The 25,134-nt window shown below is 40.0% G+C and carries 22 protein-coding genes and 1 tRNA gene; 19 read left to right on the forward strand and 4 right to left on the reverse strand.

All coding sequences use genetic code 11. The features are described 5' to 3' along the window. Positions 1-3 precede the first annotated feature (3 nt). Positions 4-726: a bacillithiol biosynthesis deacetylase BshB1 gene (bshB1, locus tag MURRU_RS14700; RefSeq protein ID WP_014034266.1), complete on the forward strand. Its 723-nt coding sequence runs from the start codon at positions 4-6 to the stop codon at positions 724-726. On the opposite strand, the gene MURRU_RS14705 is transcribed toward bshB1, so the two are convergent. After that, positions 727-2,754, reverse strand: coding sequence for a tetratricopeptide repeat-containing sensor histidine kinase (locus tag MURRU_RS14705; protein ID WP_245545043.1), 2,028 nt, complete (start codon positions 2,752-2,754; stop codon positions 727-729). 327 nt (positions 2,755-3,081) lie between these two features. Between MURRU_RS14705 and MURRU_RS14710 the strand changes: the two genes are divergently transcribed. Further along, a tRNA-His gene (locus MURRU_RS14710) sits at positions 3,082-3,157 on the forward strand. A gap of 110 nt (positions 3,158-3,267) precedes the next feature. On the opposite strand, the gene MURRU_RS14715 is transcribed toward MURRU_RS14710, so the two are convergent. Then, positions 3,268-4,824, reverse strand: coding sequence for a M28 family peptidase (locus tag MURRU_RS14715; protein ID WP_014034268.1), 1,557 nt, complete (start codon positions 4,822-4,824; stop codon positions 3,268-3,270). A gap of 88 nt (positions 4,825-4,912) precedes the next feature. Between MURRU_RS14715 and MURRU_RS14720 the strand changes: the two genes are divergently transcribed. Then, entirely contained in the window at positions 4,913-6,214 is a 1,302-nt protein-coding gene (locus tag MURRU_RS14720) for an NAD(P)/FAD-dependent oxidoreductase (protein ID WP_335340514.1), read from the forward strand. A gap of 77 nt (positions 6,215-6,291) precedes the next feature. After that, positions 6,292-7,218, forward strand: coding sequence for a hypothetical protein (locus MURRU_RS14725; RefSeq protein ID WP_014034270.1), 927 nt, complete (start codon positions 6,292-6,294; stop codon positions 7,216-7,218). Between the two features lie 3 nt (positions 7,219-7,221). Here the strand turns inward: MURRU_RS14725 and MURRU_RS14730 are convergent, their stop codons facing one another. Continuing rightward, positions 7,222-7,866, reverse strand: a complete 645-nt coding sequence (locus tag MURRU_RS14730) for an alpha/beta hydrolase (protein ID WP_014034271.1) — start codon at positions 7,864-7,866, stop codon at positions 7,222-7,224. Positions 7,867-7,928: 62 nt separating this feature from the next. On the opposite strand from MURRU_RS14730, the gene MURRU_RS14735 reads away from it, so the two are divergent. From MURRU_RS14735 to MURRU_RS14795, 13 genes are all read left to right on the forward strand, one after another. Beyond that, entirely contained in the window at positions 7,929-8,351 is a 423-nt protein-coding gene (locus MURRU_RS14735; protein WP_014034272.1) for a PaaI family thioesterase, read from the forward strand. Further along, positions 8,332-9,393: a chorismate-binding protein gene (locus tag MURRU_RS14740; RefSeq protein WP_014034273.1), complete on the forward strand. Its 1,062-nt coding sequence runs from the start codon at positions 8,332-8,334 to the stop codon at positions 9,391-9,393. Before MURRU_RS14735 ends, MURRU_RS14740 begins: the two co-directional genes overlap by 20 nt. 54 nt (positions 9,394-9,447) lie before the next feature. Continuing rightward, positions 9,448-11,190, forward strand: coding sequence for a 2-succinyl-5-enolpyruvyl-6-hydroxy-3-cyclohexene-1-carboxylic-acid synthase (gene menD, locus MURRU_RS14745; RefSeq protein ID WP_014034274.1), 1,743 nt, complete (start codon positions 9,448-9,450; stop codon positions 11,188-11,190). Positions 11,191-11,228: 38 nt separating this feature from the next. Next, a complete protein-coding gene (locus MURRU_RS14750; RefSeq protein ID WP_014034275.1) occupies positions 11,229-11,570 on the forward strand; it encodes a DUF2853 family protein in 342 nt (113 codons plus the stop codon). A 180-nt stretch (positions 11,571-11,750) separates the two neighbouring features. After that, a complete protein-coding gene (locus MURRU_RS14755) occupies positions 11,751-12,581 on the forward strand; it encodes a CvfB family protein (protein WP_014034276.1) in 831 nt (276 codons plus the stop codon). A 145-nt stretch (positions 12,582-12,726) separates the two neighbouring features. After that, positions 12,727-13,326 carry an SPOR domain-containing protein gene (locus MURRU_RS14760; RefSeq protein WP_014034277.1) on the forward strand — a complete coding sequence of 200 codons (600 nt, stop codon included), beginning with the start codon at positions 12,727-12,729 and terminating at the stop codon, positions 13,324-13,326. Positions 13,327-13,328: 2 nt separating this feature from the next. After that, positions 13,329-14,237: a 1,4-dihydroxy-2-naphthoate octaprenyltransferase gene (gene menA / locus MURRU_RS14765; RefSeq protein WP_014034278.1), complete on the forward strand. Its 909-nt coding sequence runs from the start codon at positions 13,329-13,331 to the stop codon at positions 14,235-14,237. 33 nt (positions 14,238-14,270) lie between these two features. Further along, complete coding sequence (locus MURRU_RS14770; RefSeq protein ID WP_014034279.1) at positions 14,271-15,020, forward strand: LytR/AlgR family response regulator transcription factor; 750 nt, start codon at positions 14,271-14,273, stop codon at positions 15,018-15,020. Between the two features lie 537 nt (positions 15,021-15,557). After that, the gene (locus MURRU_RS14775; protein WP_014034280.1) at positions 15,558-17,519 is read left to right on the forward strand and encodes a histidine kinase dimerization/phosphoacceptor domain -containing protein; all 1,962 of its coding nucleotides are present in this window, start codon (positions 15,558-15,560) and stop codon (positions 17,517-17,519) included. A 55-nt stretch (positions 17,520-17,574) separates the two neighbouring features. After that, entirely contained in the window at positions 17,575-18,627 is a 1,053-nt protein-coding gene (gene menC, locus MURRU_RS14780; protein WP_014034281.1) for an o-succinylbenzoate synthase, read from the forward strand. Beyond that, the gene (locus MURRU_RS14785; protein WP_014034282.1) at positions 18,618-19,580 is read left to right on the forward strand and encodes a CPBP family intramembrane glutamic endopeptidase; all 963 of its coding nucleotides are present in this window, start codon (positions 18,618-18,620) and stop codon (positions 19,578-19,580) included. The genes menC and MURRU_RS14785 overlap by 10 nt, the downstream gene beginning before the upstream one ends. Next, positions 19,558-20,631 carry an AMP-binding protein gene (locus MURRU_RS14790; RefSeq protein WP_014034283.1) on the forward strand — a complete coding sequence of 358 codons (1,074 nt, stop codon included), beginning with the start codon at positions 19,558-19,560 and terminating at the stop codon, positions 20,629-20,631. Before MURRU_RS14785 ends, MURRU_RS14790 begins: the two co-directional genes overlap by 23 nt. Before the next feature lie 198 nt (positions 20,632-20,829). After that, positions 20,830-22,176, forward strand: coding sequence for a M24 family metallopeptidase (locus MURRU_RS14795; RefSeq protein WP_014034284.1), 1,347 nt, complete (start codon positions 20,830-20,832; stop codon positions 22,174-22,176). A 4-nt stretch (positions 22,177-22,180) separates the two neighbouring features. Here MURRU_RS14795 and MURRU_RS14800 read toward each other — a convergent pair whose 3' ends face one another. Further along, positions 22,181-23,809, reverse strand: a complete 1,629-nt coding sequence (locus MURRU_RS14800) for an acyl-CoA carboxylase subunit beta (protein WP_014034285.1) — start codon at positions 23,807-23,809, stop codon at positions 22,181-22,183. Between the two features lie 62 nt (positions 23,810-23,871). On the opposite strand from MURRU_RS14800, the gene MURRU_RS14805 reads away from it, so the two are divergent. Next, positions 23,872-24,855, forward strand: a complete 984-nt coding sequence (locus MURRU_RS14805) for a Gfo/Idh/MocA family protein (protein WP_014034286.1) — start codon at positions 23,872-23,874, stop codon at positions 24,853-24,855. Positions 24,856-24,921: 66 nt separating this feature from the next. After that, positions 24,922-25,104: a CAL67264 family membrane protein gene (locus tag MURRU_RS17980; RefSeq protein WP_041801594.1), complete on the forward strand. Its 183-nt coding sequence runs from the start codon at positions 24,922-24,924 to the stop codon at positions 25,102-25,104. The last annotated feature ends 30 nt before the right edge of the window (positions 25,105-25,134 follow it).

Below are 25,134 nucleotides of genomic sequence, written 5' to 3' on the forward strand. Positions count from 1 at the left end.
TATATGAAACTAGACATTTTAGTATTCGGGGCACATCCTGATGATGCCGAACTTGGGGCGGGAGCCACCATTGCAAAGGAAGTTTCCAAAGGAAAAAAAGTAGGAATAGTTGATTTGACCAGAGGTGAATTGGGAACCCGTGGTTCAGCCGAAATCAGGGACAAAGAATCAGCTAAAGCAGCAGAAATATTGGGCGTTGCTGTTCGGGAAAACATGGAGTTTGCCGACGGTTTTTTTGTAAATGATAAAGAACATCAGTTAGAACTTATCAAAATTATTAGAAAATATAGGCCAGAAATTGTTTTGTGCAACGCCATTGATGACCGCCATATTGATCATGCACGAGGTAGTAAATTGGTAAGTGACTCCTGTTTTTTGAGCGGGTTGAGGAAAATTGACACCAAAATGGACGGGGATGATGAGTGGCAGGATGCCTGGAGACCTAAATTGGTCTATCATTATATCCAATGGAAAAACTTGGAGCCCGATTTTGTGGTTGATGTATCTGGATTTATCGACAAAAAAACCGAGGCGATCATGGCATACAGTTCACAGTTCTACGACCCAGACAGTGAGGAACCTGAAACACCCATCAGCAGTAAAAACTTTACGGATAGTGTAAATTATCGAGCAAGGGATTTAGGAAGAATTATTGGTGTGGAATATGCGGAAGGCTTTACCGTAGAACGCTATATTGGCGTGGATAGCTTGGAAGATTTAATCTGATCAAGAAGCCTTTTGATACCTGTTCTGTGCTCTGGGTACAGTAAAATAAAAGGTTGTGCCCTTACGCGGAACACTTTCCACCCAAATTTCACCATTATTTTTGTGCACCATTTCCTTACATAGCGAAAGGCCAAGACCCGTACCTTTTTCGTTATTGGTACCGTAAGTTGTAATATTGGAAGAATCCTTGAAAATGGAACGCTGCATTTCTGCAGTCATACCAATGCCTGTATCTCGGACGGATACTTGCCACATATCTGACTTTTCCTTTGCTTCAATGGTGATAAGCCCGTTCTCTGGTGTAAACTTTATTGCATTGCTCAGAAGATTTCGGATAACGATATCAATTTGATTGTTATCGGCCCAAATACGTGGGTTCTCCGGTAGTTGATTTATAATTTTGATAGACTTACTTTTTGCAATCTCCGATAACAATCGGATGTTATTGCCAACAAGGTATGACAAGGATACCCGCTTAGGTTTGGTGACTACACCATTGAGTTGGTTCAATCCCCAAGATAAAAGGTTGTTTAGGGTAAAGGAAATATTTTCAACATCCGTTTTTAGTTTGGGAATAAAGGAAATAAGCTCCTTTGTGGAAATATCACCATCGGTAAACATTTTAAGTATTCCCTGTAACCCACCAATGGGACCTCTAAGATCGTGACCAATAATGGAGAACAGCTTTGTGTTTGTTTTGTTGATTTCATGGAGTTGGGCCTCCCTTTGGATCACAGCTTCTGATTTATCCTTAAGTTTCTTGTTCAGTTTTTTCTGGATGTTCTCACTTCTCCTGATCACAAAGAGTATTATACTTAGGATGAAAAGAATGATTATCGAAAAATAGATATAGTTACGCTGTTTGGCAAGGGCAGCTTCATTGGCCTCGATCAGCTCTTGTTTTTCCTGTTCGTAATGTAGTTTGGTCTCTAAAAGTGATAAACTCTGTTTGTTCTTGTCCATGAACAAGGAATCGGACAAGGTTTTAAAAGTCTCTAAATAGGCCAATGCATCAGGGTTATTACCGTTTTTCTTGTGGACTTTGTACAAAGTTTCCGAACAATCAATTTGTCCTTGGAGTGATTTGATTTTTTTTGATAAAGTCAGACCTTCTTCGGCATATTTTAATGAAAGGCTATCTTTTTCCAATCCAAAATATACTTTGGCCATACCGTTCATTAATTCAATTTTTATTCTGTCATCCTCAATTTGATGTTTAAACAGCATGTTGCTTTGGTCGAACCAATACAGGGCCCATTTATACTTTTTTTGATTTAGGTAAATATCTCCTTTTACCTGATAGGCATAAGCCAACCAATCGTATATTTTATTTTTTTCAAAAGTGTTTATGCTCCTGTTGATGTTGAACATTGCACTTTTGTAATCCTTGGCATCTTTATAGAGCGATGCCATGTTGCTATACGTTTCAGCATCTATTACCTCATTGCCCAGTCTTCTATTTATTTTTTGGACCGTATCGTAGAACATCAGGGCGTTTTTAAAATCTTTTTGATCCGCATACAGCCCAGCAATGTTTTCATTGAGAATAGATAGCATTTGTTGATTGCCAGCTTCTCGTGCCAGATCGATTCCCTTAAGGTTCCAGTTTAGTGCTTCTGCATAATTTCCTTCAAAGCTATAGTTTTGTGCAAGCGTGTTTATTAGGGATACTTCGCACTCTATACTTTCAATTTCCTGAGCCAATTCCAATGCTTCCTTAAAGAGTGGCATTGATTTTTCTCGATTACCTTTACTATAATAGTAATTGCCAAGAGCATCCAAACCTTTTATTTCCCCATAGGCATAGTCAATGTCCTTACTGTATTTTAGAACTTTTTCGCCAATGGAAAATAAACTGTCAGTATCCAAATATCTGTAAGAAAAGGCCAAACGCGCCAAAAGGTTGATATGAGAAGTATCTTTTGGATTAAACCTATTGGTGGATTCCAATCGCTGAAATTTAAAGGCCAGACTATCTCTTTTGCTAGTCTGTGCCAACATGGGTATGGACAAGCAAAGTGTGAACACACAAAGCACTAGCTTAGCAAGCGAGCTTTTACAATGAGGTATGAAGTTTTTTTCTGACAACACTAAGTTGAAAATATTTATTGCAAAAATAATTTCAGAGCACCTTTTTAAGAATTAAATGTTGTGAAATGCCTAAAAAAGTGTGTTTGGTCTTAAAAACGTGTATTTAGTCGGTAAATTGTACAAATTTGGTTTAATGTTAGTTACGAATGGTTGGATTGCTTCGGAAAAATTGTGAAGTATAGAAAAGGAGGAATAAATTAATGGAAATTGAAAAATGTTTTGGTTGAATCATTACAAAAAAGTATTTTTGCATCCGCTTTAAATGGTGGTTGTAGCTCAGTTGGTTAGAGCGCTGGATTGTGGTTCCAGAGGTCGCCGGTTCGAACCCGGTCTTCCACCCTTAAGTTTGTAAAATCCCAAGCCTAATGGTTTGGGATTTTTTTGTTTGTGACACACAACAAAAAAGCCCTCACTAGGGAGGGCCTTTTCATATGATGTAACCACAAGTTATTAATCCGAAGCTTTATCCACCACCAATCGGTTTGGTCTGTTCGCTATTTCCCAAGCAGTATGGAAAATAAGCCGTGTGCGGTTTTCCAAAAGATCATAATTTATCTTGTCAGGGGTATCAGTTGGGCGATGATAGTCCGCATGCGTGCCGTTAAAATAGAATATAATCGGAATGTTGTTCTTCGCAAAGTTGTAGTGATCGCTTCGGTAATAGAACCTGTTTGGGTCGTTCTCGTCATTGTAAGTATAATCAAACTCAATGTTCGTGTATTTTTTGTTCACTTCCTCCGATAGATTATGGAGTTCTGTGCTCAATTTGTCAGAACCAATGAGATACAAGTAGTTTCTCGCACCAGTATATTTTGGGTCAATCCTACCAATCATATCAATATTAAGATCAGCAACAGTTTGTGACAATGGAAAAATAGGATTAACATCGGTATAATATCGAGACCCCAAAAGACCCTTCTCCTCTCCGGTAACATGCAAGAAAACCAAGGAACGTTTGGGACCATTGCCCTCATTCGCTGCTTTTTTGAACGCTTGGGCAATTTCCAACAGAGCCACAGTGCCCGAACCATCATCATCGGCACCATTATTGATCTGTCCATCGGCGGTAATCCCAATATGGTCCAAATGGGAAGAAATAACCACATACTCATCAGGTTTTTCAGTGCCTTTCAGGAAAGCGACAACATTTTCAGAGTTTACTTTATCGTTACCACTTGTAATATCTAGCTTAAGGTCCGTTGTAATCGTTTTGGGAACATTGTCTTCTTCAATATCACTTTTTAGGGCCTTTGCAGCGGCTTCACCCAAGTAGATAAGAATTTCTTCATTACTGTCGGATGCCAATTGCATTCTACCACTATTGTTGTTTTTCATGAATTGAAAATAGCCCTGAAACCTTGGGAAACTCAACATATCATAGTACAGTACCCCGATTGCTCCCTTTTCATGAGCAATGTCCCGTTTTTTGCCTACCGCTTCGGATGCATTGCTCCAAACCGATTTTTCCATATTTCCTGAAATTGTGTAAACCCCACTTTCATCAACAGGTTCACCAGCTTTTATAAGCACGAATTTTCCTTGAACATCAATTCCTTCGTAGTCGGAATAATCACCATCTTCAATGCCGTATCCCACGTAAACAATATTGTTGTAGGTTCCTTTGGCTTCGGAAAAGGTCAATATATCTTCCCCAAGCTCAAAAGATGTATTGTTGATGCTTACGCTGCCTTGTGGCACTTTGGAAACTTCCAAGGGAACTTTTTGAAAATAGTCTCCATTAGATTGCCCTGGCGGAATATCCAAGGACTCGTAATGGGCCTTAATGTATTCCACCGCCTTTTTTTGCCCGGGGGTACCCGTTTCCCTTCCTTCAAACTCATCCGAAGCATAGGTATATAAATGTTCTTTAAGATCATCCTGTGTAATGGATTCCGCATAAGGTACCGGACTTGCCATTGGTTTGGGCTGTTGGACCTCAGAAATTGTTTTTTGGGAAGAATTGCAGGCTAAGGCTAGGCCCAAGACCAATAAGGATAGTTTTTTCATTCGTATTTAAATTTTCAAAATCCACCAAAAATAGTCAAAAGTTTGCTAAAGAAATCTCAATATATACATTAACATTCTCCAGCCCTTTATGTATCTTGGCGCTTCTTTTAAAGGACACCAAAAACTTGTAGCTATGGGCAAGAACAAAAGTGTTATTGTTGTTGGGGGAGGAATCGTTGGACTTTCCACCGCTTATTTTTTACAGAAAGCAGGACACCGGGTAACCGTTCTGGAAAAATCGGACATTAGTTCGGGAGCTTCGTTTGTAAATGCGGGCTATCTTACTCCGAGCCATATCGTCTCTTTGGCCTCACCGGGCATGATTACAAAAGGGTTGAAGTATATGTTCAATTCTTCCAGCCCATTTTATATGAAGCCACGGCTGGACCCCGACTTTATTCGATGGGCGTGGTATTTTAAAAAATCGGCCACCCAAACCAAGGTAGAGCGATCCATGTCCGTTATTCGTGACATCAACCTTTTAAGTAGGGAATTGTATGAAGGAATACAAGCTTCAGGTGACTTGGGAGATTTTCAAATAGGTAATCAAGGTTTGATGATGGTGTACCAGACCGAGAAAGCCCGTGACCACGAAATGGAAGTTGTGGAAAAAGCGGCTAAAATGGGGTTGGTGGGAAAACATCTATCCAAATCAGCTTTAAAGAAAATCGAACCCAATGTAGATTTTAACGCAGAAGGAGCCATACTTTGGGAGTGCGACAGGCATACCACACCACCGATTATTATGAAAAGAATGGTGGAGTATCTGGAGAAGGCCGGAGTAGATATTCATAAAAATGAGGGCGTAACAGATGTATCTCTTTCAAACGGAAAAGTAACTGGGATAACCACCGAAAAAGCATCCTACAAAGCGGACGAAGTAGTTTTCGCTGCGGGATCATGGACTTCCGAGCTTTCAAAAAAATTGAGCCTAAAATTGCCATTGCAAGCAGGGAAGGGGTACAGAATCAATGTAGAAGAGCCGACAAATATTACCATACCAGCAATTTTAATGGAGAAGAAAATAGCGGTTACCCCAATGGAGGGTTTTACCCGTTTTGCGGGAACCATGGAGTTCTCCGGAATAAATCATACCATTCGAAAAGAAAGGGTGGAGGCTATAGCAAGGGGAGTTGAGACCTATTACAACGGGCTTCAGATTCCCGAAGAAGCCAAAAACAATGCAAAATGTGGACTTCGGCCCGTATCGCCCGATGGTCTTCCGTACATTGGAAAGCCCAAGAATATTCACAATTTGACTATTGCAACAGGTCATGCCATGATGGGGTGGAGCATGGGCCCTGCAACAGGTAAATTGGTTACGGAACTTATTTCAGTTGATAAATTGTCCATGGATATTTCACCTTTTGCCACCGAACGTAAATTTTAGGTGATTTCTTGTCGACAGGGGCATGATATATGTGGTTTATATTTTTCAGTTGCGTTTTTAACGACTAATTTTACAACATGAAAAAACACTACACCATTTTTCTACTTTTTTCATTCTTCCATATTGTTGGAATGTGGTCTCAAGAGGTACAAATCTTTACCGTGAAGGACTTTGATTTGAAAGGCAAGGTGAAGTCCTGCCTTGTTACCACCGACTATGGTAAGGAGTTGTTCGAATTTGATAAGAACGGGGTATTGACCAAGACGATTACCCAATACAACGATACTGACCAAGACATCACATATTACAAGTATGATGATGGTGAATTGGTCGAAAAGCGTATGGAAAGTTATAAGAACAATGTGCTGGACGAATCCACTTCCATGGCAAATTTTTATGAGATTGATACGGTCCCGAACCGAAAAATAACTGAGAAAATCATTTCTTACGATAAACAGTTCTTGGAACAACAGCAATACCATTATAATGAAGAGGGTGAATTAGTCCGTATTATATCGTCCAATGGTGAGGGCGTGGACGAGACAACTTTTGAATATTCTCAAGTTAAAAATGAACATACTGTAAGCACCTTTACGAACGGAATTCTTCAAAAAGCAGTTAGAACGTCTACCAAAAAGGGCCCCAACGGCACCCAAGAAGTAGTTTTGACCAAGGAATATATTGATGGTGAACCCAATACAGCCAACGAAGAGGTTTTTAATAGCAATGGAAAGTTGGTAACCAGTGAAGACTTTTTGTACGATGTGGCCGAGAAAGAGTTTGTATCGCAAAAAAAACGCTATTACCATTACTCCGACGGCAAATTGAGCAGAATGGTAAAAAAAACAATCAATACGGAGTCTACGGACAAATATATTTTTCAGTTTGACAGCCATACCCCCAGCAATTGGGTAAAACAGATTGTAACGCCCGGTAACACTTACATCACAAGAACCATCGAGTATTACGAAGAGGAAGTGCCAGAGGAAAAAACCTCCAATTAGAAGTTAAATTAAATCTTTGATGATTTCGGGCTTCACTTCGTGCCCACCTTCAAATATGGTAGTTTCCGCATTGCCTTGGAACAATTTGTCAATTTTGATTTTCTCGCCTTTCAATCGCTCTGGGGTCAAGAATTCATCTTGGTTACCATAAATTATTTTTATATTGGTGGAACTGTAATCCATAAACTCAAAATCATCAGTGGTAAGTTCGTTGGGAATACCACCTGCGTATAGCGCAACCAGCTTGCAATTTGCTTTTTTACTTGCCAACCATCGGCTAGCTATCGAAACGCCTTGTGAAAACCCAAAAAGGATAAGATTCACATCTTCTGGAAGATTTTCAGCCTCCAGAACAGCATCAATATAGTTAAGTACATTTTTAACTTCTGTGGCAGTATTCTCTTTTGTCAACCAACTGGCGCCAACATATTTGTACTCGTTCTTCAAATAATATTTGGATGGGGCTTGGGGAACAATAATGTAGTTTTCCTCAGTATTCAAACCATTAAAATACTTCACGAAATAGCGGCTCAAATAGCCTATTCCATGAAAAACCAACCATACATTTTTAGTTTTTTGGGTTAATTCATTCTGCGTTAGATAGGTATTCTCGGTAGTATAGGTAACAGTCTTCTCTGTGTTGGACATGATTGACGGCTCTTGAGTTAGATATTGCCAAAGCTTTGTGTAATTTTACAAAAAATAGAAGGATGAACGAGCATAAAGAGAAGATTCTGTCCGTTTGCAACGAAATATGCAAGGGAACATTAATGGAGACGTTGGACATTACCTATATTGATGTCGGTGAAAATTTTCTTTTGGCAAAAATGCCCGTAACACCCAAAGTTTACCAGCCCGATGGGGTACTCCATGGTGGTGCTTCGGTGGCACTTGCCGAAAGTGTAGGAAGTGCAGCATCCTATATTTTCTTGGACGGACAAAAGTTTTTTGTTCGCGGCATTGAAATCGCAGCAAACCATGTTCGCTCCATCAAGGAAGGTTTTGTGTATGCCAAAGCATCAATGCTTCATAAAGGCCGAACCACCCAACTTTGGGAGATAAAAATTACCGATGAAGAGGGAAACCTTATTTCCAATTGTAAACTAACGACCATTGCACTACCCAGAAAATAAAGGCCTCGAAAAGATTTTAGAAAGGGGCGGGGCTTGTTTGGAAAACGGTCTACCCTTTGTGATTTACCGAAAACCCAAACAGCAGGAACTTTTTGCGGTTTTTCAATTGAATGATGAACTGAAATCATCTAGAGATTTCACGGAAAAAGGATTTGTTTTTGCCCCTTTTAATTCAGAAGGTAAAGTTGTTCTGATTCAACCTGATGAGGTTTGGAAAGGAGAGTTTCAATCGGAAAAATCTCAAGTCACAAATAATATTTTCTTGGATGAATCGGGGAAAGATGCCCATTTGGAATTGGTTGAAAATGGAATCAAGGAGATTGAAAAGGGCAGGCTTCAAAAAGTAGTGCTCTCTAGAAAAATAGAGGTATCCAACACAAAATCGCCCGTCAAAATCTTTAAAACACTTTTGAACACCTATCCGAATGCCTTTGGTTATCTTTTTTATCACCCCAAAGTAGGAACATGGTGCGGAGCCACTCCCGAAACCTTGGTGAGAGTGAAAAACAAAGAATTGAGCACCATGTCCTTGGCCGCCACATTGCCTTATATCGAAAACGAAAACCCCAAATGGGGCAGTAAGGAAATAGAGGAACAACAAATGGTTTCAGAGTATATTGGCGATAGGCTGGCACATGCCTTGGAACGGTTGGACATTGATAAAGCAGAATCGGTGCGGGCGGGCAACCTATGGCATTTACGGTCGGAAGTGCGCGGAAACATGTTGCCTAACCTAAAGGTTAAAGAAGTAATCGGGGCCTTACATCCAACTCCGGCAGTTTGTGGAATTCCCACAAGAGAAGCACAACAATTTATTCAAGCCAACGAGAACTATAAAAGAACTTTCTATACCGGTTTTTTGGGCGAATTGAACTTGAGCTCGCAAGGAGAGCTATCCTTGTTCGTAAACCTTCGTTGTATGCAACTGGAGGATGGTAAAGCCTCCATTTTTGTTGGGGGAGGAATTACCGAGGCATCCGACCCTGAAAGCGAATGGATTGAAACCCAAAACAAAAGCAAGACCATGTTGGGTATCTTGTAAATTGATGCTTTCTAATTTGAGGGATAACGCCCAGAAAACGTATTTTTGTAGTCCATGATATACTCAAATATACCCGCTGCACAAACCTTGGTTTTGTACTTTAAATTAAGGGGCGTTAAAAATATAGTTATCTCACCAGGGTCCAGAAATGCCCCTTTGACCATCAGTTTTACCAAAAACTCTTTTTTTAAATGTTATAGCATCGTAGATGAGCGTTGTGCCGCTTTTTTTGCTATGGGTATGGCGCAACATTTGCAGGAACCGGTTGCGGTAATCTGTTCATCGGGTAGTGCCATGTTGAATTTTTACCCAGCAGTTGCCGAAGCTTTTTATAGCGATATCCCCTTAATTGTGGTTTCTGCGGATAGGCCAAGCTACCGAATTGATATTGGTGATGGGCAAACGATCCGACAGGAAAATGTACTGGAAAAACATATTGGGTATTCAGCGAATTTGAAGCAAGATGTTTCCCATGCAACGGATTCCATTTCAAAATTTGGCAAATCATTATTAAATGAAAAGCAGGAAGAAATACAGTCGCACAATGAACGAGAAATTGCCAAGGCACTTTCGGTAGCTTTTGATGAAAAATACCCGGTACATATCAATATTCCGTTCGAAGAGCCTTTGTATGGCAGGGCAGAGGGGGCTTCGGTACAAATTAAAGATAAGGGGGAATACTTGGAACAAAAATCATCAAATGAGGAGAATTGGGTAGAATTAGCGAAGGTATGGAAGAGCAACCCACGGAAAATGGTTTTGGTGGGCGTGAATCAACCCAACGCCATTGAAGCGGAAGTATTGGAAAATTTGGCACAAGACCCAAATACTTTGGTGTTTACCGAAACCACATCCAATTTACACCATCCAGAATTCTTCGAAAGTATTGATAGTATTATTGCCCCAATTGAAAAGTCCAAGAACAGGAATGAACTTTTTAAGGCTTTGCAACCTGAACTTTTGGTAACTTTTGGAGGGTTGATCGTTTCCAAAAAAATAAAGGCTTTTTTACGAGAGTATGGGCCAAAACAACATTGGCATGTGGACACCAAAAAGGCCAACGACACTTTTTATTGCTTAACAAAGCACATCAAGACAAATCCCAATCAGTTTTTCAAAAGGGTTGTTTCAGAGAATATCAATCCAACAAACGATTACAAGGCGTTTTGGGAAAGCAAAAAGAATAAGTACGAAGCAAAGCGGGACGTCTATCTTAAGGAAATTCCATTTTCCGATTTTAGCGTTTTTGACCGTATCATTAAAAACATACCCAAAGGGTATCAGGTACACTTGGCAAATAGTTCCACGGTGAGGTATGCGCAGCTTTTTCCTTTGGATGCATCATTGAAAGTATTCTGCAACCGAGGCACAAGTGGTATAGACGGCACCACATCAACAGCAGTGGGAAGTTCTATTTACAGCAAAGAACCAACCGTATTGTTTACAGGCGACCTAAGCTTTTTTTACGACAGCAATGCCATGTGGAACAATTATATGCGTCCAGATTTTAGGATTGTTCTCATCAATAATTCGGGCGGTGGAATTTTTAGGATATTACCAGGTATGGAGGAAACGGAAGAGTTTGAGACCTTTTTTGAGACCAGTCACGAATTATCGGCCAAACACTTGGCCAATATGTACGGTTTTGAGCACATCAATGCCCAAAATAAAACAGAATTGGAGCTGGGTTTGGTGGAATTCTATTCAAAATCGAACAGACCGAAAATCTTGGAAGTCGCCACACCACGGGTTTTGAACAATAAAATTTTGCTTGGGTACTTCGATTTCATATCTTAGAACCTTAGCTATAAACCAATAAAGAACACTAATCAATTATGAGCAAAAGAGACGAGTTGATCGAAAAGTACGCAGAAGACATCAAAAGCAAATTCGGACAAACACCAGACATGGATTTGTTGACCAAAGTAGCTGTAGGACTGGGACCTGCAATTTATAATTTAGATGCCTCCAAGGTTTCAGGTTCTGATGAGAAAGAACTGGAGACGGTAAAGAACAATTTTTTGGTCAAAAAATTGGGGCTTGCCGAGACACCCGCATTGATGGAATCTATCAATAGTGTTATTGATGCGTATGGAAAGTCTGAAAAGAATAAACATCGTGCTGTAATTTATTATATGTTGACCAAGCACTTTGGAAAAGAATCGGTTTATAATTAAGATTACGATCAATGTAAGGGGAGGTCTAAAATGTCGATTTTCGTCAACCTGAACTTGATTCAGGTTCTCATAATGATTTGCTTATCAACGTGATGAGATTCTGAAATAAATTCAGAATGACACATTTCAATACTTTTTAGACCTCTTTTTATACCCATAATTTACAGCTACCTTTGCCAAATGATAGAATTGGGAAACTACAATACCCTTAAGGTGCTAAGAAGCACCAGTATAGGACTTTTTTTGGGAGACGATGAGGGCACGGAAATACTTTTACCGAACAAATATGTACCCGAAGATTTTGAAATAGATCAAGATTTGGAAGTATTCTGTTATTTGGATAATGCCGAACGCCCCATATCTACAACTTTAAAACCGAAGATTGTTCGAAACGGTTTTGCCTATTTGGAAGTGGTTGAAGTCGGGAATTACGGCGCTTTTTTGGATTGGGGGCTGGAAAAACACCTGCTTGTTCCCTTTAGGGAACAGTCCGAAAGAATGGAGGGGGGGAGCAAATACATTGTTCATTGTTATATGGATGATGAAAGCATGCGTCTCACTGGGTCTAGCCGGGTGGATAAGTTCCTTTCCAACGAAAACGTGGAATACGAACAGAATGATCAAGTTGACCTTTTGGTTTATCGGAAGACCCCGTTAGGTTGGGAGGTTATAGTGGATGACAGACACAAGGGACTTATATTTGATAGTGATATTTTTAAACCCATCTCTATTGGCGACCGTTTAAGGGGATTCATCAAAAATATAAGGGACGATAAAAAGATAGATATATCCTTACAGCCCATCGGTGCCAAAATGTTGGAACCAACGGCCAAATTGATTTTTGACAAACTTGAGGAGAACAACGGTTTTTTACCTTTGCACGATAAATCATCACCAGAGGAAATCAAGAAAATTTTGCACTTGAGCAAGAAGGCCTTTAAAAAAGGAGTGGGTATTTTATATCGACAACGTAAAATCAATATTCAGGATGATGGTATTCATTTGCTCTAAATTAGACCTTTAGACCAGTTTCTTTCAAGCTTTCGGGCGGTAAAGTTTTTTTCTTTGGGCAAAAATTCTATTTTTGTAAAGATTCATATTAACTTATTGGTTGTTATGTTTTTAGCATAGTATATAACTCAAACTCCTCCACAACATGCCTTTTATTGAAGAAAGCGATTTGTTGGACCTTCATAAGGATATAGATAAGGCCCAGATTATAAACGAAAGACTGCTCGATCAGATAAAGTTCAAGAACAAAGATCTTCGTAAAATTAAACTGCAGCGGAACATTCTTTTGGGTTTTGTGGGGCTGTTCGTGATTGGTACCTTGGCCATTACATCTTTTACTGCAGGCCTTAGTAGCAAGCAATCTTTCGAAAACCAAAGTAATGTACTTGTTTCCATAGATAGTTTGGACGTAATCAAGGCTAGGATAGATAACCTTAGGTCCCAGAACGAAGAGCTCAGCTTGGTAAAGGAGTTTTACTTGGCCAAAGAGTTTTTGAACAAGGAAAAAATTTATTCCGTTCAGGTAAAATCTTTTGTGGAAAACAATGTAACCTTGGCTTCCGAGGCATTGACCAACACCCTTTTTGTAAAGACCAATCCTTTTTATGCCTATTCCCTTGGTAATTTTGAAACCTTGGAAGAAGCACAAAAATTTAGGCAGCAATTGGTTCAAATGGGCTTCCAAGATGCATTTGTTGCATCGTACAAGGACGGTCAAAGAGTTAAAATAGAAGATCCATATTAATCTTGGGAAACACAAAGGCTTGGGTACAGGCTGCTAGACTGCGCACACTTCCTCTTTCTTTATCAGGAATAATTGTGGGCACCGCTTTGGCCATGATAGAAGGTCAATTTGAACTGCCCATATTTATTTTGGCCTTGTTGACCACTGTTGGTTTTCAGGTAACCTCCAATTTTGCCAACGATTATGGCGACGGTGTTAAAGGAACGGACAATGAGGATAGAATTGGTCCCGCACGGGCAATACAAAGTGGCACCATTACCAAAAAGGCGTTAAAAAAAGGCATCGTTGTATCTATAATTATTAGTTTGTTGATTGCCTTGGCCCTTATTTATTTGGCCTTTGGTTTGGAAAATTTACCTTACATACTTCTTTTTTTATTATTGGGTCTATTGAGTATTTGGGCCGCCATTACATATACCGTAGGATCCAATGCGTATGGATATAGGGGTATGGGAGACCTTTTTGTATTCCTTTTCTTTGGTTTGTTGGGCGTGCTGGGCAGTATGTTCCTCTATACAAAATCTTTGGGATGGTCCTCGCTTTTGCCCGCAATCTCCATTGGGCTTTTGTGTGTAGCCGTATTGAACTTGAACAACCTCAGAGATATAGTCTCCGATAAAAAGCACGGCAAGATTACCATGGTGGTTAAAATGGGCTTTAAAAATGGAAAGCGCTACCATTTTCTTTTGATTTTGATGGCCTTGATCAGCTTTGCATTATATCTGTGGATGGAAAACTATGGTTGGAAACAATCCTTCTTTATGTTGGCCTTTGCGCCATTATTGATTCATTTACGAAAAGTGATGATGACCAAAGATCCGGGGGAATTGGACATCGAATTAAAAAAAGTAGCACTCAGCACTTTTTTATTGGCGCTATTATTCTTAATTTCTGTTAATATTTTTTTGTAAATTTGATTTACAACCAAATAAACTTAAAGGAACTTGGAACATCCGATAAAAATTTTGATCGTAGAGGATAATGTCATCATTGCTGATGACATGCAATCCATGCTAGAGGAAATCGGCTATGAAATTGTCGACAATGTCATAGTATACGAGCAGGCAGTAGATGTATTAAAGAACAATCATGTTGATTTGGTGCTCATCGATATCATTTTGGCATCGGACAAAACTGGTATTGACCTTGGTAAGCATATCCGGGACACCTACAATATTCCTTTTATATTCGTAACATCCAACTCGGACCGGGCCACTGTTGAAAATGCAAAAACAGTAAAACCGGACGGATATTTGGTTAAACCTTTTGAACAACAAGACCTCTATACATCCATAGAAATTGCGTTATCCAACTTTAACTATGCCAAAAAAGGAATAGATAAAGTAGCGGACGAAGCAGATGAAATTACTTCCAATTCTGTTTTAAAGGATTCCATCTTTGTAAAGAAACAACATCTGTATTATAGAATCCAGTTTTGTGATATCCAGTTTATAAAAGCGGACAATGTTTATTTGGAAGTTAATACGGCGGATAAAAAGTTTTTGGTACGCTCCCCCTTAAAGGATTATTTGGAAAAATTGCCCAAGAACAAGTTCTATAGGGCCCATAAATCCTACATTGTGAACGTTGATCACATTGACGCCATCAACTCCAAGGATATTATGATCAACAATAACTTGATTCCGATTTCCAAGGATTTTAAAGAATTTATACTGTCCTCCATGAACAGTTAATGTTTGTTGGAGCATACAATATACAAGTGCCTTTAGGGGCACTTTTTTTGTGGCAACAATTTTTAAAGGGGGTGACAACAATTTTTAAGGGGTTCACAACAATATTTTTTCTACCATGCCGTATGCCCATACTTTAGCAGTGTTAATAAATCAGAAAGTAATTTTTTCATTTTCATATAGTGTTCTCGTAAAAGGGTCTTGTTGTAAAAAGCAGGACCTTTTTCAATTTTATGCCCTTTGTGCCAATCCAAATATTCCATAAAAAGCACAAAACATCGACAAAATGCATTTTTACATACAGGAATTCTGTTTTCACAACAGAAAACAACACTTTCACAACAATAGTGGTCAACTCTTTCCTATTGGATTTAATTTTGTGGCAAAACTAACGTTCTTTATATACCCCATACGTTGCAATTCGGTACAATGTTCCTTTTTTTGAATTGAATTGAATGTCGGGGCAATAAAGGAAAAAAGGGCACGATAATAATATAGGGCCTGCGGAAACAATCCGTGGTCGCTATATCAATTAAATTAATGGGACGTTACGTAAAATTTTTATTTACCGCGGTATTTTTTGTTTTTCTTTTCAATTCATCTGCGCAGAACATTGTAGATGAGGAGGAAAGTGTCCTCAAAGAGTTTCAGGATACCGACCAAGCTTCTCAGCGGTTCGAGGTTTTTTTCAATTCCTTGGATCGGTACAATGTAAATTCTGCCTACGATTGGTTGGATACCATTAAAATTTATTTGGCCAACGCCCAAAAAACTCAAGATACTACAGCTTCGCACCTCTACCGAGTAATGCAGGCACAGGTGTACAACGATTTGGGCGAATATGATAAAAGTACTGCCCTGGCCATGGAATTGTACGATATTAAGGATTCTTTGGATGCTGACTCCCAGCGAATAGTTCTGGATGTCCTCGATGATAACTACGCCAACCTCCAATTGTTCGATAAACAGATTGAAATCCGAAAGCAAAAGCGTGAGCTGGGATTGACCAACAATGTTTCTTTTTACGACATCTACAGCAACCTAGGATTGTATAGAAAAGCTCGTAACCAATATATAATGGAGGTGAAGCCAACCATTGCGGACAACGATTCCTATGGTTTGGCAAAATACCATAGCAAGGTAGGCAACTATTTAAGGCTGGATGACTCTGCACCAACGGCCTTGAGCGAATTAAAAAAGGCAAAGGCCTATTTAGATGTTTATGTCAACGATATTTCTACCCAAAAAAGTGAATCGGACATATTTGAAAGTAACCTGTTAAAGGCAGAAATAGAAGGGAATATTGCAAAATGTCACGTAATGCTCGGCGAATATGAAGAGGCAATCCCACTTTTGGAAACCAGTATCGAAACCTTAAATAAATCACCGGATAATAAGGATCAAAGCGAAGTAGTGGAAAACACCCTTTACTTGGCCGAAGCCAATTTGCAAATGGATCACTTTTCCGCGGCAAAAAAATATTTAGACGTTGAGTTCGACAATATTTCGGTGCTACAAACCATAAAAAAGAACAGTCTGTTGGCCGCTTTTTACGATAAAGTAGAAAACTATAAAAACGCTTCCATTTACTATAAACGTAATGAAAGAATCAAGGATTCGCTATCCAAAAAACAATCGGCACTTATAAAACAACAATTGGTTACCATTGTTGCCAATGAAGACTTGGAAAACTCCCAAAGGCTTATAGATGAGCAAAAAAGAATAAACGAACTGGCCCGTAGCGAGATGAAAGCCAAGGATGAACGAATCAACTTGGTGTTTATTTCCTTGATATTTACCCTTTTGGGCTTTGCAGGATTAGTATACGCTTATTTAAAGAGCATCAAAAACCAACGTTTGATCGCGGAACAGAAGCATATTATTGAAAACTCCCTTGTGGAAAAGGATTCTCTTTTAAAAGAGATTCACCATAGGGTAAAGAACAATTTGCAAATGGTGAGCAGTTTGTTGAGCCTACAGACCAAGAACACGCGTAGCAAAGCTGCGATTGTGGCTTTGGAAGAAGGCAAGAGTAGGGTAAAGGCTATGGCCTTGATTCATCAAAAGTTATATCAGAACGATGATCTTTCGGTGATAGAAATGCAAGGATATATTGAGAGTTTGATCAACAGTGTACAATCCGTTTATAAAAAAGGAGGCCACAACATCACCATTACCATTGATGCAGAAGGAACCGAACTGGACATTGATCGGGCCATTCCCTTTGGTTTGATTTTGAACGAACTCGTATCCAATTCTTTCAAGTACGCCTTTCCCGATAACGATGATAACGGTAAAATCTACATCCACTTACGTAAAAATGGTGATCAAGGCTATTTTGAATATACTGATAACGGAATAGGGCTTCCAGAAGATACCGATGAACGTGCCCACTCCTCCATGGGTATTCGTCTTATCAACCGATTGGTGAATCAACTTCAATCCAAATTAAACATAGATAGGGAAGTAGAAGGAGTACGGTTCTGGTTCAACTTTAGTTGATTTATTTTTCTCTCGCCCTTTAGGATTCAAAATATACTTAAATTTGGCTCACTTCATGAAAGCAAGCTATAAAAAGTATACCCTCAATTTTAAGGTCCCCAGCGGTACCTCGCGCGGGGTAATGACCCAAAAAGAAACCTGGTACATCATCCTTAAAGATGCTAATGCATTTGGAATAGGAGAGTGCGGAATATTGCGCGGATTGAGCGTTGATGACGTGCCTGATTATGAACAACAACTTGCTTGGGCCTGCGATAATATCCATTTAGGAAAAGATGAATTGTTGCGTCATTTAAGGGCTTATCCATCCATTCAATTTGGACTTGAACAGGCCTTGTTGTCGTTACAATCCAAAGACCCGTTTGTGCTTTTCCCCTCCGATTTTACGCAAAAGGAATCCCCAATATCCATAAACGGCCTTATTTGGATGGGCGATGAGGCCTATATGCTAAAACAATTGGAGCAAAAACTGAACGATGGTTTTGGCTGCATCAAAATGAAGATAGGAGCCATTGATTTTGAAAAAGAAATGGACATTCTTAAGTCCATTCGCAATAATTTTTCACCAGAAGAAATAGAACTTCGAGTAGATGCCAATGGAGCGTTTTCACCTAAAGAAGCCATGGATAAATTGGAACGCTTGTCCACATTTAAAGTGCATTCCATAGAGCAGCCCATTAAAGCTGGACAATGGAACGAAATGGCCAAACTTTGCAGAAAAACTCCGTTGCCCATTGCCTTGGACGAGGAATTGATTGGAGTTTTTGATGTAACAGAAAAGGAAGAACTACTACAAACAATACAACCTCAATATATAATATTGAAGCCAAGTTTGGTGGGCGGAATAAATGGTAGCCAAGAGTGGATAGAACTGGCCGAAAAGCAAAACATAAAATGGTGGATTACGAGTGCGTTGGAAAGCAATATTGGGCTAAACGCCATTGCACAGTACACCTATTGGCTAAACACAACAATGCCCCAAGGATTGGGAACCGGTAGCCTATTTACCAATAATATTAAAAGTCCTTTGGAAGTAGCCGAGGGCAAGCTTTTTTACAGACAAGCAAATGGCTGGGATATGGATTTAATACAAGAAATATGTATATAGAGCAAGCGTATAAAGGATTTACAGAGCGTTGGAGGTATTTGGTCGGTTTGTTGATTGTTTTTATTGGTTGGCAAGTGCTCGGAGGAATCCCGCTTATTTTTGCCTTGATTTTAAAGTCGGATTTTATGAATTCCATGCCGACGGATTATGGCACCATGGCCGAGACTCTAGGTCTCAACCTCTTTTTTCTTTTGGTACTCCTGACCTTTTTGGGAGGAATGGTAAGTTTGTGGTTTGTTGTAAAGTTTGTACATAAGTTATCATTTAAGGACTTCACTACTTCTAGAAAAAGGATTGATTGGAAACGAATTGCTTTCTCATTTCTGCTTTGGGGAATAATATCATCTGGACTAGTTTTCTTGGACGTTTATCTGTCTCCCGAAAACTATGAGTTCGATTTTAATCCTGGACCATTCTTTATGTTGGTCATTATTTCAGTAATTTTCATCCCCATCCAAACCAGTTTTGAGGAGTATTTTACCCGAGGATATTTGATGCAGGCCATTGGAATTGCATCCAAAAATAAATGGCTTCCCTTTTTGATAAGTTCTTCACTTTTTGGTCTATTGCACATTTTTAACCCAGAGGTGGAAAAGTTGGGTCATGGTATTTTGGTTTACTATGTAGGAACCGGGTTTTTTCTTGGCATATTGACTTTAATGGATGAAGGATTGGAATTACCTTTAGGCTTCCATGCAGCTAATAATTTTTTTACGGCCATTTTGGTTACGGCGGACTGGACAGCCTTCCAAACCAACTCACTTTATAAAGATGTTTCGGAACCCGTATTGGGCTGGGATGTTCTGATTCCTGTTTTTGTGATTTATCCCATTTTGCTGTTTATTTTCTCAAAAAAGTACGGCTGGAAAAACTGGAACGAACGCCTTTTTGGAAAAGTACTGATCAAAGAAGAATATGTAGCAATTACCGATGGAGCATCCGACTTGGCATAATGTTCACCCCGATTTTAGGTTAAACGATATTCCGTTAAATTTTGAAGGTATAACTAAAATAGGTCAAAACCTCATAAAGGAAGGAAAGCCGTTTGAAAAAAGCATTGGAGATTTTTTATTGGACTGGGCTTCGGATGATTCAACAATAAAAGTCCAAACTTCTGGATCTACGGGCAAACCTAAAACCATAGTGCTCAAAAAAGAGCAAATGGTAAATTCCGCACTGGCTACGGGAGCATATTTTAAATTAGAGCCCAGGCATAAAGCCCTTTTGTGTTTGCCATGTACGGGGATTGCCGGTAAAATGATGTTGGTCCGCGCCATGATTTTAGGTCTACATCTGGATTATGTGGAACCCTCATCGACACCCTTGTCAAATACTAATAAAACCTACGATTTTGTAGCTATGGTGCCTTTGCAGGTCCAAAATTCCTTAAAAGACTTATTTAAGGTTAAAAAACTGATTATTGGAGGCGCACCCGTGGATTCAAATTTACGAAACAAGCTTAAAACACTATCTGTTGAAGCTTACGAAACCTATGGGATGACAGAGACCATAACCCATATTGCAGTAAAACGAATAACTGGTGATTCAGTTAATAGTTTTGAGACGTTGCCCCATGTTTTTGTTACCCAAGATGATAGGGGGTGTCTTGTAATTGATGCGCCTAAAATTTCAGATCAGAAAGTTGTGACCAATGATTTGGTGGAACTTATAAGTAAAACTAGGTTTAAATGGCTGGGCAGGTACGATTCCATAATCAATTCGGGCGGGATCAAATTGGTTCCCGAGACGATTGAGGAAAAACTATCAAGCGTAATAAAATCACGCTTTTTTGTTGCTGGCATACCGGATGAAACTCTGGGACAAAAATTAGTGCTTGTAGTAGAAGGCAATTCAACCGATGGGCGAGAACAGCTTCAAGCCATCAAGGAATCAAAAACGCTATCAAAATACGAGGTGCCCAAGGAGGTTTACTTTGTAAAAGCTTTCTCGGAAACTGCAACTAAAAAAATCAATAGGCAAAAAACAATTCAACAGATTGCTTAATTTTATACTGATTGTCCGTTTAATGTCATAATGGTGTTTTTGGCGTCATGCCTGCCGACAAAGGCAGGTTTCAACATCTCATCCTGCTGAACATGAGCATCTTTATGTGACCCTGAATCAAGTTCAGGGTGACGTTGGTAATATTATGACACATTGCGGACATTCAAATTTTATAAGCATCAAACTAAAAAATCAACCATGCGAAAAACCATCAACCTAATAGTACTGCTATTGCCTTTTATTGCCATTTCCCAACAAATACTCCCCGAAGTGGAACGGGCAAGGGCAGTGGACGAAATTCTAGAAGAACGTTTTAATGTGTTGCTCCCCCAGTTAATGGATGATGCAGGGTTGGATATGTGGATTCTGATATCTAGAGAGTACAACGAAGACCCTGTGCTCCGCACCATGCTGCCAGCGAAATGGTTGAATGCAAGAAGAAGAACCATTCTCCTTTTTTATAGGAATAAACAAAAAAATACTATAGATAAACTGGCCGTTGCCCGCTACAATATTGGTAAAAGTATAAGCTCCGCTTGGGATAAGGAAAAAGAACCTGATCAATGGAAAAGATTGATGCAGTTAATCGCTGAACGAAATCCTGACAAAATTGGGCTCAATTTTTCCAAGGACCACAACATAGCTGATGGTCTTGATAAAACCGATTATGATGAATTTATGGCCAATCTGCCCAGAAAATATCAACCCAAGGTAGTGTCTGCAGAGCAATTGGCAGTCCGTTGGGTTGAGACCCGTACACCTCGGGAAATGACCATTTTTAATCAGTTGACGGATATTACCCACGACATTATCGCCGAAGCTTTTTCTGAAAAAGTGATCACACCTGACGTTACCACTACTACCGAAGTGGAATGGTGGATGCGCCAAAAAGTTACGGATTTGGGTCTGGAAACTTGGTTTCATCCAACCGTGGATGTGCAGCGAACAAGTGAAGAGTTGGTGGGTCACCTGTATTCTTTTTCGGGAAGACCAGATGACGAAGTCATCCAACAAGGAGATTTATTGCACTGCGATTTTGGAATCACCTACTTGCGCTTAAATACCGATTGCCAAGAATTGGCCTACGTACTTAAACCAGGAGAAACCGAAGCCCCTTCTTTTTTGGTCAATGCTTTATATGATGGTAATCGTGTACAGGACTTTCTCACCCAAAACATGGTAGCGGGCAGGGTAGGCAACGAGATTTTGGCCAAAGCCCTGCAAGACGCTAAAGATGCTGGACTAAGGCCATCAATTTATACACATCCTTTGGGTACTTATGGACATTCAGCCGGAACTACTATTGGTATGTGGGATGCCCAAGAAGGTGTAATGAAAGACGACGGGGAGAACTATCCACTAAACCCCAACACCGCTTATGCCATTGAACTGAACGCCACCGTGAATATCCCTGAATGGAACAGGGATATTCGGATTATGTTGGAAGAACCAGGTTTCTTCGGTGAAGATGGATTCCGATACATTAATGGCAGACAAACGGAGTTGTTGTTGATACCAAGGCCAAAATCGCATTTAGGGAACTAAAAAATCACACCTGCAAAACCCCCATATTAAATTGCTTCTCAATAGGTGCATGGTTCGCGGCCTCTATCCCCATGGAAATCCATTTGCGGGTATCCAACGGGTCGATTATGGCGTCCGTCCAAAGTCGGGCTGCAGCGTAGTAGGGTGATATTTGGTCATCGTACCGTTGTTTTATTTGGTCAAAAAGTTCCTTTTCCTTTTCGGCGTCCACAGCTTTTCCGCTTTTCTCCAAACTGGCTTTTTCAATCTGCATGAGTACTTTTGCCGCAGAATTTCCGCTCATCACCGCAAGTTCGGCACTCGGCCAAGCCACAATCAATCTTGGGTCATAAGCTTTTCCGCACATGGCATAGTTTCCCGCCCCGTAGCTGTTGCCAATTACAATGGTAAATTTGGGCACTACAGAATTGCTCACGGCATTCACCATTTTGGCACCATCTTTTATAATACCGCCATGCTCACTTTTACTGCCCACCATAAATCCAGTAACGTCTTGTAAAAACACGAGTGGAATCTTCTTTTGATTGCAATTGGCAATAAATCGGGTTGCCTTGTCCGCGGAATCGGAATAGATAACACCGCCAAACTGCATCTCGCCCTTTTTGGTCTTGACAACCTTTCTTTGATTGGCTACAATGCCTACGGCCCAACCATCTATGCGGGCATAGCCTGTTAGTATTGTTTTGCCGTAACCCTCTTTGTATTGCTCAAATTCGGAATCGTCCACCAAACGCTTTATAATTTCCAACATATCGTACTGGTCGCTTCGGGATGCGGGCAGTATACCAAAAATATCATCAGGATTCTCGACCGGTTTCTTGGCTTCAACCCGATTGAAACCCGCCTTGTCAAAATCACCAATTTTATCTACGATGTTCTTTATCTTGTTAAGCGCATCTTTATCATCTTTGGCCTTGTAATCGGTCACACCGCTAATTTCTGAGTGCGTAGAGGCACCACCTAGTGTTTCGTTGTCAATACTCTCGCCAATGGCGGCTTTCACCAAATAACTTCCAGCCAAAAATATGCTTCCCGTTTTGTCCACGATCAACGCTTCGTCGCTCATAATGGGCAAGTAAGCGCCTCCGGCAACACAACTTCCCATAACGGCAGCAATTTGGGTGATTCCCATACTGCTCATTACGGCATTGTTCCTAAAAATGCGTCCAAAATGTTCTTTGTCGGGAAAAATCTCGTCCTGCATGGACAGGTACACTCCTGCGCTGTCCACCAAATAAATGATGGGCAACTTATTTTCGATGGAGATTTCTTGAGCACGTAGGTTTTTCTTTCCGGTAATAGGAAACCAGGCACCCGCTTTTACGGTAGCATCATTGGCCACCACCACACATTGTTTGCCCTGAACATATCCAACTTTAACCACTACACCGCCCGATGGGCATCCGCCATGCTCCTCATACATATTTTCCCCGGCAAAAGCACCTATTTCAATGGACTGGCTATCATCATCCAGTAAATAATCAATACGCTCCCTTGCGGTCATTTTACCTTTGGCATGGTGCTTTTCGATACGGCTCTTGCCACCTCCGAGTTTCACTTTGGCCAGTCTACGCTTTAGATCGGATAGTTTTAATTTATTATGGTCTTCGTTCTTATTGAAGTTTATGTCCATTCTTTTTGAAAATTCATTTAGTTGGTTAAAGATAAGGAGTTATAATTATTACTTTTGAATCTATGGAAACCAAAATACGATGGGGCATTGTTGGCCCTGGAAAAATAGCTAGAAAATTTGTGTCGGACCTTTTGCTCGTTGATGATGCCGAGATTGCTGCGGTGGCATCACGATCATTGGAACGGGCCGAAGCGTTTGCCGAAGAATACGATGTGGAGCATACCTTTGGGAGTTATGATGCATTGTTCCAATCAGGAACAGTTGATGTAGTCTACATCGCTACGCCGCACAATTTTCATAAGGAATTGTCCGTAAAAGCCCTTGAAAATAGTATTGGGGTACTTTGTGAAAAACCAATGGGCGTCAATAGGGCAGAAGTGGTGGAGCAGGTAAATGCTTCCAAACAAAACAACGCATTTTTGATGGAGGCCATGTGGTCTAGGTTCAATCCATCCATCAAAAAAGTAAAACAGTTGGTTGATGAAGGGGTGGTGGGTGATTTGAAATATATCCATGCGGATTTTGCATTTTACGGTTTGGACAAAGGTTTGGACTCTAGGTTATTGAATCCCGATTTAGCTTCGGGCAGTATATTGGATATAGGTATTTATCCCATTTTTCTATCTTATTTGTTGTTGGGTATGCCAGATGAGATTATGGCTACATCCAAATTCCATGAAAATGGAACGGAACTCCAAACCAGTATGATTTTTGATTATAAAGATGCCCAATCAATTCTCTATAGCGGACTTACAAGCGATTCTAAAATGGAGGCTGAAATATCAGGCACCAAAGGACAATTGTTTTTAAAACCCAGATGGCACGAGGCAGACGAGTATACCTTGGTAAAAGATGAGAAAACCAATAAGTTCAGTTTGCCTTTAACTGGAATTGGCTACTACTACGAGATTTTGGAAGTGAACCAGTGTTTGAGGGAAAACAAAATTGAAAGTGAGCTGTGGTCGCATCAAAACAGTCTGGATTTGTCAGAGTTGTTGGACAAGGTCAGGGAAAAGTGTGGTGTAAGCTTTCCTTTTGAAACATAATCCTTAATAATAACTTTACATTATCTCTATTTTTACGATATTTGAAATTCTTCAGAAATATATATAATGGGAATGAATAAGAACACGGTGCTGGCCTATGCCACATGGATTATGATTTTGGTAGGTTTGGGAATGATAGCACTTGGAGCTTTTAAATATGATGAAGTAGCAGGATGGGGCTTCGCTGCTGTTGGAATTGGATTTTTTGCCGTAGCTTGGGTTTTTAATGCCCTAAAAGGTAGAGTATAGCCTCTTTTTCAAAAACAATTTAATTTATAG

Source organism: Allomuricauda ruestringensis DSM 13258 (assembly GCF_000224085.1).
Lineage (GTDB): Bacteria > Bacteroidota > Bacteroidia > Flavobacteriales > Flavobacteriaceae > Flagellimonas > Flagellimonas ruestringensis.

Bases quoted from the DNA above. Each gene is read 5' to 3' on its own strand.
- bshB1 (WP_014034266.1), top strand. From the start codon at position 4: ATGAAACTAGACATTTTAGTATTCGGGGCACATCCTGATGATGCCGAA.
- MURRU_RS14715 (WP_014034268.1), bottom strand. From the start codon at position 4,824: ATGAAAAAACTATCCTTATTGGTCTTGGGCCTAGCCTTAGCCTGCAAT.
- MURRU_RS14720 (WP_335340514.1), top strand. From the start codon at position 4,913: ATGTATCTTGGCGCTTCTTTTAAAGGACACCAAAAACTTGTAGCTATG.
- MURRU_RS14725 (WP_014034270.1), top strand. From the start codon at position 6,292: ATGAAAAAACACTACACCATTTTTCTACTTTTTTCATTCTTCCATATT.
- MURRU_RS14730 (WP_014034271.1), bottom strand. From the start codon at position 7,866: ATGTCCAACACAGAGAAGACTGTTACCTATACTACCGAGAATACCTAT.
- MURRU_RS14735 (WP_014034272.1), top strand. From the start codon at position 7,929: ATGAACGAGCATAAAGAGAAGATTCTGTCCGTTTGCAACGAAATATGC.
- menD (WP_014034274.1), top strand. From the start codon at position 9,448: ATGATATACTCAAATATACCCGCTGCACAAACCTTGGTTTTGTACTTT.
- MURRU_RS14750 (WP_014034275.1), top strand. From the start codon at position 11,229: ATGAGCAAAAGAGACGAGTTGATCGAAAAGTACGCAGAAGACATCAAA.
- MURRU_RS14755 (WP_014034276.1), top strand. From the start codon at position 11,751: ATGATAGAATTGGGAAACTACAATACCCTTAAGGTGCTAAGAAGCACC.
- MURRU_RS14760 (WP_014034277.1), top strand. From the start codon at position 12,727: ATGCCTTTTATTGAAGAAAGCGATTTGTTGGACCTTCATAAGGATATA.
- MURRU_RS14775 (WP_014034280.1), top strand. From the start codon at position 15,558: ATGGGACGTTACGTAAAATTTTTATTTACCGCGGTATTTTTTGTTTTT.
- menC (WP_014034281.1), top strand. From the start codon at position 17,575: ATGAAAGCAAGCTATAAAAAGTATACCCTCAATTTTAAGGTCCCCAGC.
- MURRU_RS14785 (WP_014034282.1), top strand. From the start codon at position 18,618: ATGTATATAGAGCAAGCGTATAAAGGATTTACAGAGCGTTGGAGGTAT.
- MURRU_RS14790 (WP_014034283.1), top strand. From the start codon at position 19,558: ATGGAGCATCCGACTTGGCATAATGTTCACCCCGATTTTAGGTTAAAC.
- MURRU_RS14795 (WP_014034284.1), top strand. From the start codon at position 20,830: ATGCGAAAAACCATCAACCTAATAGTACTGCTATTGCCTTTTATTGCC.
- MURRU_RS14800 (WP_014034285.1), bottom strand. From the start codon at position 23,809: ATGGACATAAACTTCAATAAGAACGAAGACCATAATAAATTAAAACTA.
- MURRU_RS14805 (WP_014034286.1), top strand. From the start codon at position 23,872: ATGGAAACCAAAATACGATGGGGCATTGTTGGCCCTGGAAAAATAGCT.
- MURRU_RS17980 (WP_041801594.1), top strand. From the start codon at position 24,922: ATGGGAATGAATAAGAACACGGTGCTGGCCTATGCCACATGGATTATG.